This is a genomic window from Pseudoalteromonas sp. S554, assembly GCF_005930865.1.
GTDB classification, from domain to species: domain Bacteria; phylum Pseudomonadota; class Gammaproteobacteria; order Enterobacterales; family Alteromonadaceae; genus Pseudoalteromonas; species Pseudoalteromonas marina.
On record NZ_PNDV01000043.1, the window covers coordinates 13,496 to 27,686 of the forward strand.

Here is a 14,191-nt window from a genome sequence, read left to right on the forward strand (position 1 = left end):
ACCAGCGATGTGCGATAGAATATTTCTTCCTCATAATCTAAACCACCCACCCCAAACGCAAGCCATTGTTAATAAATAATAAAACTTAAATCTTAAACAAAATAAATCAAGCTGGCACACACAGTGCAATTCTATTCTCAGTTAAACAATAAAAACGCATAAATCAAAAGGCTACGGTACTTCATAATAAAAAGCCTTCCTATGCAAAAAATCATATAACGGGAAATGGAACATGTTAAAACTAAAAAAAACAATCGCTTTTAGCGCCGTGGCATTAATGGCTGCAACGTCACTTACATCAACAGCAGTAAATGCTGAAGTGTCTGCGAATGTAGCAGCTACCTCAAATTACTTATGGCGTGGACAAGAACAAACTGGCGGCGACGCTGCTATTTCTGGTGGTATTGATTACGCTGACGAATCTGGGTTTTATGCTGGTACATGGGTATCTAATGCATCTTGGGCTGACGAAATGACCTACGAGCTAGATTTTTACGCAGGCTTTGGTGGCGATATTAGCGAAGGTGTTAGCTACGATGTAGGTTACATTTATTATGCTTACCCAGACGCGGCATCAAGTGCAGACGCTGATTTCTCAGAAATTTACGGTAGCATCAGTGTCGAAGGCTTTACCTTTGGTGCATCAGTGCTTGCTACATCTGCTGCAAGTGGCGACGGTACAGACTTTGGTGATTCACTTTATTTGACAGCTGATTACGGCTTTGCCGTAGGCAGCAATGGTACAGAAATGGCTTTACACATAGGTCATTATTCTGGCGATTTTATTGGTGACGAAGACATCATTGATTACGGTGTGTCTGTATCAAAAGATGGATTCACATTTGGCGTATCAGACACTGATATGGACGAGTCAGATGTAAAAGTTTACGTTGCTTACGCTGTAGACTTCAGCCTATAAACAAACATGTGTTACTTGCTGCAACTGAAGGGCCATTTGGCCCTTTTTTAGCACCTAGCATCTTTTCTTTGTATTGGGTTATATTTAAATTATTACTCAGCTTTAAAAGGTACCTTAGTGCAGCTCACTTCAACTGTTTTAGGGTACCAAGCCGGGCCTATCTGATTAACTACAACCTCCGCTACTCCATTACTAAATGACTTATACGTGTGCACCGTTTGCCATTGTCCTTGTGGACAATGCTCACTTAAGTCAACCGCATCAGATCCCTCATACAAAGCTAAAGCAAAATTATGATGCCACTGAGAACTATTGTGCGACTGGTTATTAACTTTTTCAGGTACACCATTATCAAAGTAAATATTTGTGCAACCAGTTAACATAGCAAAAGTAATACTGCCTAAAATTAATTTAAGATTCATAACGCCTCCTGCGTATTTTGCTCTTCACACCATACCTTTATGGTATGTGGTGAATAAATGCCTAGCGTAATTAAACCCAACGCACCATCGCTAAATGTTTGTTGCGACTGCATTTGAGCCGCTTGTGTATCTGTACAAATCTCTTTTACATCCACACGTTCCTCTCCTACTAATCCCCATAAATAAAATGGACGGCTATCTTCGTAGGTCGCTTTACTTGTAATTTTTGTGATAGCGTGTGGCTGTATGGTAACCGCAGAACAGGCGCTTAAGCCTAATACTACAAACCCCATTATTAATGATTTCATGTTTGTCCTTACTTGGTACTTACTTTCAGTAAATAAACTTTACAGTAAACCAGTAAAATAATGAGTAAAAAGCTGTGCGAAAAATGTAGCCAACCTTACAGATTTCAAACATTTTTTTACACAAAAAAGGCCGCAAAATTGCGGCCTTTGAGTAAGTTTAGTTTCAGCTATTAAAACTTAGCTAAGTTATTTACGTTATCTTTATCAACCAGTTTTACGTACGGATCGACTCCTGCAAATAAAGGTTTTTCTTTTACCTTTAACTCAATAATATTAGTACCCGTTACTATTTGATGTTTTTGTGAGTAAATCACAAAATCTTCGGCGAGTAGATTTTCAGGATCGTCACTAAACAATACAATATCAATTAACTCATCGAGTGGCTGTTCTGTTTCTTCACCTTGACCATCAGCACGCTGCTTAACAGCTTCAACGTTTAACGTAACACTGTAAAAGCCATCACTGTCGGCTTCGTCTGAAATTGAAACCTCTTTCATTTCCAGCTCATACAAAGTGATATATTTAAACTGATCATCAATAAAGTTTTGCTCAGCTTGCGTTGCGTCTTGTTTTAAATAACTGAGTAAATCAAGCGTTGTTGGGTATGGCATTGATTGGTATCTAAACTCATTTAAAAATGCCTTAAGGGCAGCGTTTAAACGTTTTTCACCTAGGCGATCATAAATCGCCATCATAACAACAGATCCTTTATTGTAATGAAGGTATTGCTGAGCTTGTGTTTTATATAGCGGCATTTCTTCAAACGCTTCTCCAGTGCGGCCCATTAAGTACCTATCTAACTCGTATTTTAAAAACTTACGTAGCTTTTCTGGGCCAAAGCGTTTTTCAAGCACCATTAGCGCACTGTATTGTGAAAGCGTCTCCGACATAACGGCGGCGCCTTCTACATTGGCGCCTGATACTTGATGACCCCACCACTGATGCGCCACTTCATGTGCGGTTACATAGTAAGGTAGGTCAATTTTACTTTCATCCCTTGAGTCTGTAACAAAACCAATGCTTTCTGAATAAGGAACAGTATTAGCAAAACTTTGCGCAAATGAGCGATAGCGAGGGAATTCAATAATACGTAATTGCTTATGCTGATAGGGGCCAAATGCTTGTGTAAAATAATCTATCGAGTCTTGAACCGATTCAATCATGCGGTCAACATTCCACGCATGACTTTTATGGAAATAAACCTCAATATTTACACCATTATGCTCAACCTTTTTACTTTCCAATTCAGCCGACTGCACCGCATAAAAATTTATAATAGGTGCATCCATTTCATAAACAAAGGTTCGGCGCCCATCTTTTACGCTTTCACTTTGTAAATAACCAGGTGTAATCGCAAATTGCGATTCATCGGTCGTTACCGTTGCTTTAAAATTAATAAACCCCGTGGCTTGACCAAAATCACTTTGTGTATAGTACTGGCTATCTTCAAGTTTATTTGCTCGTTCTAGCTCAGGTAAATCATGTTTACGGCGCTCAAATTTATCAGCCACCTGTAAACGACGGTTGTAACCAAAATTGGGAAAGAGCTCCCAGTTATTAATAAACGTGCCATTAGCCACTAACTGTGTATCGGAGCCTCTATCGGTAAAGCCGGTATGCTCGCGAGTGACAGACAGCTGCCCTTCTCTTATTTCGTTTGGCATAAGGGGCTGATCAAATTCAAACCATGCAGAATAAAGCGCTGGTAATTTTTCAACAATTTTACCGCCAGCCATCGTTACATCCCAGCTTTTGCCGTGTTGCGGTGAACTTATTAACACTCGCGAAATTGGCTCATTAGATGTATTAGTAAACTTAATTTTTGCAACTGCACTCAAAGCACGCTTTTTAGGATAAATATCAACAGTTAAGTCTACATCTGTCACCATAGGCACGGCTAAATCTTTGTATTGTGCAAACTGTTTTTCATAGCTTACTTGCTTGTCTTGAAACGCATCACTTGTGGTAAATTCGTTTAAAACACGCGTATTGTAATAAATGTTATAACCTGCACCAACAAACACCAGTGCACTAACACAAACAATTACTTGCCCCTTTAACGACATATTATAACGAAGCATAGACAGGCGTGTACGCAGCGTTTGTGAAGGTCCTCTATGCCATAACGCAAATCCTACAATAGCCAAAACAAGACTTAACGCGCCCCAATACAATGTGTACCAATGCGCTGCTTGCAAAAAGTGTCCATAGCCGTTTATATCAGAGTACGGTACGCTACTGCTTTTCGAAAAATGATACATATGGTGTTCAAATCCATACGAATCCATTACCATTTGCACTATGTAGTACAAAATAAATAACCCCATTCCTACGTATTTATTTGGGCTAATAATTTGTAAAAAGAAGGCAAGCACCGTAAGCATAATTAACGGTAAAAGCGATAAATAAACAATCCTGAATAAATACTGCCCTAACTCTAAATTAAATTGCCCTTTAAATAGCTGCACTGTAATTGTTAGTATCATTCCAACAAGAAACAAGCCTGAAATAGCTGTTATTAACGCCAGTATTTTTGATACCCAAAAAACGCTGTTGTGTGCTGGAAAGCTGTCAACAATATCGCCCATACCACTTTGACGTTCTCGCCAAACAAGCTCAGCGCTATAAAAAGCGATAATAACAAACAAAAATAAACCCGAAATACCGCTAATAATATTGACCATATTCGCGGTAATTGGCCAGTTAGTTGTACCGTAAGCACCAATGGGAGCAAACAGCGGAATCATAAGCGTTACAATACTTACACCCGCTAAAATCATAAATGGCGCGCTAAATATAACTTGTTTAAGTTCAAATATACTGCGCATTATTAACTGCGATTGCGTACTCGCTCCTGCAGACTTGTAATTTTTAGCATTATTAATCAGTGCAGCTTGTTTATTTTGCACAAATGCAGAGACTTTAAATTGCTTTTTCTGTTTTTTAGCTACTATGCGGTTACTTAATCTTCCAAGGCTAAAAAACATAGCTAAGCCCAGTACAACCCACAAAATACGGTTAACTAACAAATCACCGCTGAGGGTAAGCACTTCTGTGTTTTTATCACTCACAGTCCAGTAACGCGTCAAATCAATTAAAGACCCTAGGCCAAATGGGTCGGCGTAAACAACTATATTTCTAAATGCTAAATCATCAAAATAAGCACTGGCGATTTGATAAGCAATAAAAATAACAACGGCTGCGACATACACCGACATCATGGTTTTAAAATAGACAGCTACGCTGTTAAAAATAGCCGAAAGCACCAGCAAACTTGGTACTGCAATATAAAAATAAGGTGCGGCGTAATACACAAATTTATTTGGACCTACTAGCTCACTATCGAGCCACCCAACTGATAAGCCAAATTGCGACCCTAAAAGTACTCCTAACGGCACGGTTAAAAATACAACCAGCACCACTAAATAAGCACCAAAAAAACGCCCTGTTTGATAAGGAATAGGATTAACAGGCTTACTAAAAACCAGTTCGTCCATTTTACTTTCACTATTTCTAATAGCGGAGCTGGCAACAAAGTTAACTACCAAAAACATTGCAAATACACAAAATGTAATGGTCAACATCATAATTGAAAAAGGCGAATTCATATGTACATTAGCGCCGCCTAGCGGAAATTTGCTAGAAGAGCTGATAAAAAACGCCATAAAAAAGAACATTAATGAAACAATATAAAACGAAGGCTGGCGCACAAAATAGCGCAGCTCAAATGCGAGCATATTAAAAAACATAACGCCTCCTATGCTACTTGGCTATTACGATGATTGAGCAAAGTAGAAAAGTACACGTCTTCTAGGTTTGCATGGCTTGGTTGAAAACCTTCAGGAGCTTGTTCGGCTAATACATGCAATATGGTTTGCCCAGCAAATAAGCGTTTAGAAATAACAGGTAGCTGTGGCTCAAGCTCTTGCGCTTCTTCTTGGCTCATGGCTTTGCGCCAAATTTGCCCTTGCAGTTTATCGGTGAGGGCAATCGGGTTACCCTCTAATAAAATTTTACCACCAGCCAGTACCGCCATATTAGGGCATAGTTCAGCCACATCTTCTACTATGTGGGTTGATAATATAACGACTTTTTGCTCGCCTAAGCTTACTAACAAGTTATGAAAGCGATTTCGCTCTTCAGGGTCTAGCCCTGCGGTTGGCTCATCAACGATTAGTAAATCAGGGTCGCCCAATAACGCTTGAGCAATACCAAAACGCTGGCGCATCCCGCCCGAAAAGCCACTGACCGCTTTTGAGCGATGTTGATATAAATTAGTATGTGCTAGTAGGCCTTCAACCGACTCTTTACGCTCCCCTTTATTATGAATCCCCTTTAAAACAGCCATATGGTCTAGCAAGTCGTAAGCACTAACACGCGGATAAACACCAAAATCTTGCGGAAGGTAACCTAAACGTTGGCGTAGTGCTTGTGGGTCTTTAAACACATCAATACCATCAAAGGTAATTGCCCCCGCGTCGGCAGATTGTAACGTTGCAATAGTGCGCATTAGCGATGACTTCCCGGCACCATTTGGCCCAAGTAGCCCAAACATGCCTTTACCTATTGATAAATCAACACCTTGCAGAGCGTGCACGCCGTTGTCGTAGGTTTTTGATAACCCTGTTATTGATAGCATTTTTTACTTCCTTGAATTGTAAGTATTATTTTTATACTGTTTTATACCACATTAAAAACGGGAACATAAGTTACGCTGTGGCCAACTTTGTAACAATAAATAAACAGCAACACACTCTAATAACACTTGCTAAGAAGTGAGCCTCTGGGTATAAAAACCACACACCATTGATAAGAAGCGAAAAGCCATGCAAGAACATAAAAACCAGCCATTGACCGATTTTATAGAATACTCACACGATGAAATGTTAGCCCGTGCAAATGAATTTTTACAAACAAGCCAGCGCCGCCATAGCATTCGCAGTTTTAGTGACCGCCCAGTGCCAAAAGAGATTATCGAAACCTGTATAAAAGCAGCGGGTACAGCACCTAGTGGTGCAAACCACCAGCCTTGGCATTTTGTGGCTATTAACAGTAGCGATGTAAAAAAACAAATACGCGACGCGGCTGAAAAGCTAGAGCGCTCTTTTTACGAAGGGCGAGCAGGCGAGGAGTGGCTGGATGCATTAAAACCATTAGGGACTGACGCGAACAAACCCTACTTAGAGCATGCACCTTGGCTTATTGCTGTGTTTAGTCAAAAAAAGGGCGGCGTGAGTACTGACGATAAAAATACAAATTACTATGTGCATGAGTCTGTTGGGTTAGCAACGGGGTTTTTAATACAAGCTCTGCACCGAGCAGGCCTTGCAACACTTACTCACACCCCAAAACCTATGAGCTTTTTAACAGACATTTGTGGCCGCGATAAAGATAACGAGCGCCCTTATATGCTATTAATTGCAGGCTATCCGGATGTGCATGCAACAGTACCAATGCACGCCCTAGATAAAAAATCGATTGATGAAATAGCCAGTTTTATTTAATACCGTGCAAGGGGGAATAATCAATAGCAAGTACATCTCCCTCTTTAAGGCCAGCAATTACATGGTGCTTGTTATTAACCATTGTACCTAACCTTACGAAACGTTTAACTGGCGTTTCGTTTTCTAGTACATACACCATGTTTAATTGCCCAAATTCATGTACCCAGCTTGGCTCAATTAAAATACCTTGAGCGCTTTTTGTAGGTAACTGCAACTGTGCGTAAAGCCCAGGAATTAACCCTAATTGTGTATTCGTGTCTAGGCGAATAAGCAAGCTACGCGCGCTACTGTCGGCAACAGGGACTATTTCGCTTACTACGGCAGGTGTTGTTATTGCCAAAGATGGAAGAACCACATTTAAGCTATCTCCAAGTTTTAATTTTACAGCTTGTTGTTCACGCACATTAAATTCAAGCTGTAATTGCAATGGGTTATACACAGTAATAAGTGGCTTGCCCGGTGTTACGGTGTCGCCGGGCTCGGTTAAACGTTCAACCACAACCCCTGAAATAGGCGCTATAATTTGAGTATAATTTAGCGCCACTTTTGCTTGTGCTTGTTGCTGCTGAGCGGCGGCTAAATTAGCAGTGAGATTATCAAATTTAGCCTTAGCATCATCTAATTCACTAACAGGCACCAACCCCTTAGCATTTAAATCACTCATTCTAACTAATTGCTTTTGAGCTTGCGTCAACGATGCTTTCACCGCGTTAATATTCGCGTCGCTTTGTGCTAACGCCGCTTTAAAATCATCTTGCTTGAGGGTAATAAGTAAATCGCCTTTAGTGACCTTATCGCCCGCTCGTACTTTTAGCTGCTCAACTTGCGCCATAACATTTGATGAAATTTGCGTATTTTGTTTAGCAATTACACTACCCGGTACCTGCTCAATACCGGTGATGTTTTGCAGCGAAATGGTAACGCGCTCCCCCTGATAATTACTTTGTTGTGATTCTTTTAAACCAGCCGTTTGTTGGTCAGAAAAACTACCAGCCATGTAAAGCACAGCCATAATAATTACCAATAAAGCGATTAAAGCGCCGATTAGTTTTGATTTACCCTGCATGCGCTTCACCCTCTGAACTTGCAAACACTAAATAATAAACAAGTGGCACTACAAATAACGAAAATACAGTAGACGCCACAATACCAAAAATTATCGCAATCGCGAGCCCGCTGAATACCGGGTCAAGTGTGATTACTAAGTTACCCAATAAGGTCGTGCCTGCGGTTAGTAATACAGGGCGCATGCGCACTGTTCCAGCAGCAATCAGCGCATCTTTTATAGCCATACCTTGACCTCGGGCTTGATTAATAAATTCAACTAAAATAAGCGAATTACGAACCACAATACCAGCAAGGGCAATCATCCCAATCATTGCTGTGGCGGTAAATAATACTGGCTCAGGAGCGCCAGCTATAGCACGTTCTCCAAACTGATTTAATAACCAAAAACCTGGCATAATACCTATGACCGTGAGCGGAATAGCCGACATAATAATTAGCGACAAGCTCGCAGATTGTGTTTGAACACGTAAAATAATAAATATGGCACTAAGCGCAAAGGCAAATGCAATTCCCATATCCCTAAACACATCTATGGTAATACGCCACTCACCCTCACCACTAAAGTTGGCATGAGTGCCTTTAGGTAATTGCCATGGTGCAGTACCGCCATTGTTAAAAAAGTGGCGGTTTATCCACGGTGTTTTTTCAAAATAGTTAGGCTCGGCGTTAAAATCAGCATTTACGTCTGCAATAATCTCTGCTGGCGTTCGCCCGTTTAGCTCAGCCATAACATAAATTACATCGCGTTGATCTTTACGAACCCGAATGTCAGCAACCTGATGTTGCGTAAATTCACCTAATTCTGAAAGCGACACTAATGGCCTAGGTGCACTTTGTAAGCCAAATTCATCACTGGTTTTAGCTAAATCTCTATCACCTCTGACTTGCAGTGCAAGTAATTGCGAAATTTGATTACGTTCGCTGTATGGTAACTGTAATTTAATATCAACAGGCTCAGTTTCAGAGCTTACGTAAAGTACCCCCATGGTTTCACCTTGTGTTGCAACACTTAACGATTGAGCAATATTTTGAGTAGAAACTGCACTGATTGCCGCTTTGCTCTTATCGGTTACAAAACGCTGTAAAGGTGAAGGTGCAACCATAGAGGTATCCACTTCGACTACGTGTGGCTCTTGCTTTAAACGTTCAGCTAATTGTTTAGCTGCTTGGTAATGAGTTTGCTCATCAACAAAATCATCTCGGTAAACCTCAGCAACTAAAGTACTTAATACGGGCGGACCAGGAGGCACTTCAACAACTTTTATTACTATGCCTTGTTTTGCTAAAGGTGCGAGCTGTTTACGTAAGCGCATAACCACAGCATGTGATTGATGCTCGCGCTCAGATTTATCAATCAATAGCACTCTTAGCTCTGCTAAATGTGTCGCTTCACGGCGATAATAGCCACGTACCATGGCATTAAAATCCATACTTGAAGGCTTACCAACGTAGGCTGCTATTTCACTTACTTCGTTTAATTGCCAAGTGAGTGTTTGCACTTGTTTGGTAAAGGCTGCGGTTCGTTCTAAATTTGTGCCCTCTGGCATGTCTATTAATACTTGTAGCTCATTTTTATTATCAAACGGTAATAGCTTTAAAGGCACTAAACGCATAACTGGTAGCATGGCGCTAATAATAAACAAAATTAATGTGCCCCATAATACCCATTTTGCGCGCTGCTTTGAGACAAGCAGCGGGCTTAATAACGTTTGATAAATACTAATTTGGGGCTCAATTTCAGTGTGGGTATCTGTATTGGGCTTGAGTAACTTCATCGCAAGCCATGGAGTTACAAAAAACGCCACAATGGTGGATACCATCACGCTGATTGGAACGTTAAATGCCATAGGTGCCATGTACGGCCCCATCATGCCGGTAATAAATGCCAGCGGAATAAATGCCACCATAATCGTTAACGTAGACATAAGTAACGCACCGCGAATTTCGCTCATTGCGCCAACTATTTGCTGTTTTTTGTTGCCTTTTTTATTTAAAAAACGGCTTATATTATCAATGCCTGTAATTGGGTCATCTACCAATAAACCTAACGATAAAATAAGTGCAAATAACGTTACTCGGTTAATGGTATAACCAAACGCAAAATCCAGTGCCAGTGTAATGCCATAGCAAATAGGCACCGCTAACCCAACAACAATGGCGGGTCGCCAGCCCAAAAACACCCCAACAAATATCACTACCGTAAATACTGCAAACACTAAGCTTGATGTTAGATTATTTACTTTTTCATTGGCGGTTTGCCCGTAATCTCTTAATACCGAGTAGCTCACTTCTGGCGGTAAAAGCGTGCGTGATAACTCGGCCATCACTTGGTGAACATCATTTGCCACCGCCACGGCATTCGTGCCTGTTTGCTTAGCCACACTTAATGTGACCATGGGTAACTGTTGATCATTAGAAGATTGTGCAAGCCATTGGTAATGTTCGCTCTCGCCAGGCCCGTCAATCACGCTTGCAATATCAAGTAAGTAAACACTCTTACCGTTTACTACATTTACTACAAGCTGCTCCACTGCAGACTTATTACGTAAAACGTCACCCGCTTGCAAAGCTATTTTTTGCTGACCATTTACAACACTGCCTAGTTGCGTAAGTTGATTAGATACACTTAATGCATAAAGTACATCGCTTATAGTTGTTTGGTGAGCAGCCAACGCGCTGGCATTTAAATTAATAGTGAGCGTGCGTTTACGCCCAGCAATCACTTTTACCTCGCTGGTGTTTTCAATACGTTGTAAAGCACTCGCAATTTCGTTTGCAAATCGTGTTAATTCGTAATCGCTATAGAGTTGTGGATCTTTGCTGTACAACCCAAGCATAACAATGGGAACATCATCGACCTCAATGGGCCGAATTTGCCAATCTTTAATAACAGAAGGCATTGTATGCTGGTAACCATTAAGCTTGGCGTAGGTATCTAAAATAGCCTGTTCACGATCATGCCCCACCTCAAACCTAAGTGTCACCACGCTAGCACCAGTTTGTGTGGTTGAATAAATATGTTCAACACCGCCAAGCTGGGAAAGTAACTTCTCAAGAGGCTGAGTCACCAGCCGTGTCACTTCGGGCGCTTCTACATTCGGAGCCGATACATATATATCAAGCATAGGCACCACTATTTGCGGCTCTTCCTCGCGAGGCGTTTGTTTTAAAGCAAACAGGCCAAACAAAATTGATAACACAAAAATAATAACCGGAATACGACCCGTTAAACTGCTTTTTACTGCGTTATCAATCATGTTCATTACCACTACCCCTTACAAAACAAACCATACAATGTGCCTAAAAGATGAATAGCATTCTGATCAATCACACGGTAATAAATAGTTTGCCCCTCACGGCGAGTAGCAACAATATTCGTTTTTCTAAGGGCAGCTAAATGCTGAGAAAGTGCCGACTGCGCTAACGGCACCGCTTCATTAAGCTGTGTCACACTCATTTCGGTATCTTGCAACGAACATAAAATCATTAAACGATTTTTATTAGCTAAAATTTTTAATAGCTGCTCTGCTTGCTCAACGTTCCCCGCCATAGCAGTAAAATCAATATTCATATAAAGCTCTAATAATCTAATGTGATCGCAGTATAAATTGTTACATTAGAAAAGTCTAATATTAGGATTTACTAATATATGAAATACGATTATAGTAATTAGGTATTTAACTGGATAAGTGACCGACTATAATGAAACTCAATAATGCGCTTCGTCTGATCGCTGGCATAATGATTGTGATCTCAATTTTATTACAAACCTATCACGATCCTAGGTGGGTATATTTTACAGTGTTTATTGCCCTAAACTTGATGCAATCGGCTTTCACTAGCTGGTGCCCTATGATTACACTACTACGCAAATTTGGCGTTAAGGAATAAATATAATGCTTACTTCTATCCCCGATTTACTAAAAGTTATTACACCTAACCAACGACGTATCGACGCTGAACAAGCAAAACAAGAGATTATCGAAAACAAGGGCTTACTTATTGATGTGCGTGAACCCGCAGAACATGCTACCAATCCTGCTGTAGGCGCTATTAATATTCCGCGTGGCTTACTTGAAATGAAGTTGATGGAAATAGAAAAAGACGCTTCCCGCCCTATTTATCTGCACTGCGCTAGTGGCGCACGCGCCACATTAAGTGCTGAAGCAATTACACGTATAGGATATGAAAACGTCACCGTTATTACTTGTAACGCAACGCAAGTGTGTGAAGCTTTTTAATTATGGTAAACCCAAATAATTAGGGCCTTAGTTAGTAGACTCGACGATAAAAATCGTCGAGTCTACTGATTCAAGTTGGGCTTAATTTGTTTGAAAATAAAAGCGCGTTTCTGTTATTTTTTCAATAATGTCATACTCTAAGCCCATGTGGTTATACTCACCCTGAGTTGGTATTCTTGAACTGTAATTAACAACGACACCCCAATGGTTATCACTCACCCCTCCAAAAATTATGCTCATGCTCTTGTCATCATTTTTAGTGATAGCAGCAACATTATAAGCATTCATTAACTCCCTAACTTGCTTAGTTTCTGCTGATAACGTCATTAACTCTTCGTTTTCACCTAACTCAAAAACTTTATAATTAGCTGACGGAACAAATCCCGCATACTTAGAAGGATAATAAGTAACAAGTTGAGCTGGCGTGAAAAATGTATTATTTATTCGATAAACAAACATGTCTGTTTGCTGAATAAGATTTAGATCTTTTGACTGATTGAATTTAATAAGCTCATTCATCGTTACTTTTAAAAAGTCGTTAATTAAGCCTAACCGTTCTTCTTTGCAGGCTTGCTTTTTACATATCGTAACGTTAGGTAAATTGGAGAGTTGTGCCTTATTTATACTTAAAAAATTACGACCCAAAACACCTAAATTAAAGTTTGCAAACGCTTGTTTATCTTTATCACTTTTAAACTTAGTTGGGTGAATATCAAGAAAACTAAAAGGATAAAATAACGGCAGATACGCGAGAGGTAAATCACTTTTAGGTAATATATCTCCAGCATGCTTTAGCAATGCTCTATATTCTGCGTCTATATCCTCATTAAAATAAGGTGGCATGCCACTGGCTTTAATCGTAGCCGAATTAATCAATAAAAATAAAAACAGTCCATATCTCAGCATATTTTTTAAGTTCCTTAGTAAGTGATTTTTTGTGTAGCAAAAGCTATTTTTTTTCATCAAGTAGCGTAACAAGCATATTCTCTATGTTTTTTACGCTATAGGTAAGTGTACGTATTAGCTCTACTTGGCTTTGCGGGGTTTCTTCATTTGATGATTTTGCTGGTGTGTTTGCAGTTAAGTTATCTTTTTGCTCAAGTATGGCTTCTCTGAATTCACTGGCATTTTCAACACCAAGTAATGACACTAATGCACCGTGGCCAGACTGCCCTGCTGTTTCAAAACTTAAACGATACAGTCCAAACATGCGCATTATTGGGCCTTGACTTAGGCCTACATCGGTTATTTTTTCAAGTGGTATCGATTTTTCTTCTTTAAAAAACACGCCGCGTTTTACAACGAGTTTTTGCGTGAGTAATTGTGCCGACATAGCCGCCAATATTCGCCCTCCCACTAGCCACACAATCGCCAAAACAATAGGTAACAACGGAATCGTCACCAGTGCTAGTACACTAAAAAAAGTGGCCATTAACATCCAGTATTGCTGCACTTTGGGGTCGAAAGTTGCGCTTTTTAAAACGTGGTTATTCATAAATTTATCCTTAATTTAATGAGAGCGTATACCCTGTACTAGGTCGTTTTTACGCCTTTAGTTACTTAAGTTACGTGAACAGTAACTTTAATGCAATTTAACTTATTACACTGAAATAAATTGTCACACTTCCTTTTATAACCCCCCCCTTTAAACAAAAAATATCTTCCACCTCAGTTCTGAACTGGCTTCACTTTACATAAAGTTTATTTTTGCATTAGAACGCGAATACCA

At 40.1% G+C, this 14,191-nt stretch carries 13 protein-coding genes; 4 read left to right on the plus strand and 9 right to left on the minus strand.

The window, feature by feature from the left end; genetic code table 11:
* The first annotated feature begins 232 nt into the window (after window positions 1-232).
* A complete protein-coding gene (locus CWB65_RS11235; protein ID WP_006794238.1) occupies window positions 233-919 on the plus strand; it encodes a TorF family putative porin in 687 nt (228 codons plus the stop codon).
* Window positions 920-1,011: 92 nt separating this feature from the next.
* Here the strand turns inward: CWB65_RS11235 and CWB65_RS11240 are convergent, their stop codons facing one another.
* From CWB65_RS11240 to CWB65_RS11255, 4 genes are all read right to left on the minus strand, one after another.
* Window positions 1,012-1,341, minus strand: coding sequence for a Bor/Iss family lipoprotein (locus tag CWB65_RS11240; protein WP_008127820.1), 330 nt, complete (start codon window positions 1,339-1,341; stop codon window positions 1,012-1,014).
* Window positions 1,338-1,649, minus strand: coding sequence for a Bor family protein (locus CWB65_RS11245; RefSeq protein WP_138740597.1), 312 nt, complete (start codon window positions 1,647-1,649; stop codon window positions 1,338-1,340). The genes CWB65_RS11240 and CWB65_RS11245 overlap by 4 nt, the downstream gene beginning before the upstream one ends.
* A gap of 170 nt (window positions 1,650-1,819) precedes the next feature.
* On the minus strand, window positions 1,820-5,398 hold the full coding sequence (locus CWB65_RS11250; RefSeq protein ID WP_138740598.1) for an ABC transporter permease/M1 family aminopeptidase: 3,579 nt from the start codon (window positions 5,396-5,398) through the stop codon (window positions 1,820-1,822).
* An 8-nt stretch (window positions 5,399-5,406) separates the two neighbouring features.
* Window positions 5,407-6,288, minus strand: a complete 882-nt coding sequence (locus CWB65_RS11255) for an ABC transporter ATP-binding protein (RefSeq protein WP_138740599.1) — start codon at window positions 6,286-6,288, stop codon at window positions 5,407-5,409.
* 187 nt (window positions 6,289-6,475) lie between these two features.
* Here CWB65_RS11255 and CWB65_RS11260 point away from each other — a divergent pair, with 187 nt between their 5' ends.
* Window positions 6,476-7,153, plus strand: a complete 678-nt coding sequence (locus CWB65_RS11260; RefSeq protein ID WP_138740600.1) for a nitroreductase family protein — start codon at window positions 6,476-6,478, stop codon at window positions 7,151-7,153.
* Here CWB65_RS11260 and CWB65_RS11265 read toward each other — a convergent pair.
* Genes CWB65_RS11265 through CWB65_RS11275 form a run of 3 tightly spaced genes read right to left on the minus strand, consistent with a single transcriptional unit; the run spans window position 7,146 to window position 11,792 of the window.
* Window positions 7,146-8,219, minus strand: coding sequence for an efflux RND transporter periplasmic adaptor subunit (locus tag CWB65_RS11265; RefSeq protein ID WP_008130032.1), 1,074 nt, complete (start codon window positions 8,217-8,219; stop codon window positions 7,146-7,148). The two genes, CWB65_RS11260 and CWB65_RS11265, sit on opposite strands and share 8 nt — an antisense overlap.
* A complete protein-coding gene (locus tag CWB65_RS11270) occupies window positions 8,209-11,484 on the minus strand; it encodes an efflux RND transporter permease subunit (RefSeq protein ID WP_033025496.1) in 3,276 nt (1,091 codons plus the stop codon). Before CWB65_RS11270 ends, CWB65_RS11265 begins: the two co-directional genes overlap by 11 nt.
* Before the next feature lie 5 nt (window positions 11,485-11,489).
* A complete protein-coding gene (locus CWB65_RS11275) occupies window positions 11,490-11,792 on the minus strand; it encodes an ArsR/SmtB family transcription factor (RefSeq protein ID WP_006794225.1) in 303 nt (100 codons plus the stop codon).
* A 131-nt stretch (window positions 11,793-11,923) separates the two neighbouring features.
* Here CWB65_RS11275 and CWB65_RS11280 point away from each other — a divergent pair, with 131 nt between their 5' ends.
* Together CWB65_RS11280 and CWB65_RS11285 are read left to right on the plus strand one after the other, a co-directional pair.
* Window positions 11,924-12,112, plus strand: a complete 189-nt coding sequence (locus tag CWB65_RS11280) for a YgaP family membrane protein (protein ID WP_006794224.1) — start codon at window positions 11,924-11,926, stop codon at window positions 12,110-12,112.
* 5 nt (window positions 12,113-12,117) lie between these two features.
* Window positions 12,118-12,462 carry a rhodanese-like domain-containing protein gene (locus CWB65_RS11285; RefSeq protein WP_006794223.1) on the plus strand — a complete coding sequence of 115 codons (345 nt, stop codon included), beginning with the start codon at window positions 12,118-12,120 and terminating at the stop codon, window positions 12,460-12,462.
* A gap of 81 nt (window positions 12,463-12,543) precedes the next feature.
* Here the strand turns inward: CWB65_RS11285 and CWB65_RS11290 are convergent, their stop codons facing one another.
* Together CWB65_RS11290 and CWB65_RS11295 are read right to left on the minus strand one after the other, a co-directional pair.
* Window positions 12,544-13,425, minus strand: a complete 882-nt coding sequence (locus CWB65_RS11290) for a hypothetical protein (RefSeq protein ID WP_249365032.1) — start codon at window positions 13,423-13,425, stop codon at window positions 12,544-12,546.
* On the minus strand, window positions 13,412-13,957 hold the full coding sequence (locus tag CWB65_RS11295) for a PH domain-containing protein (protein WP_008129868.1): 546 nt from the start codon (window positions 13,955-13,957) through the stop codon (window positions 13,412-13,414). The genes CWB65_RS11290 and CWB65_RS11295 overlap by 14 nt, the downstream gene beginning before the upstream one ends.
* Window positions 13,958-14,191 lie beyond the last annotated feature (234 nt).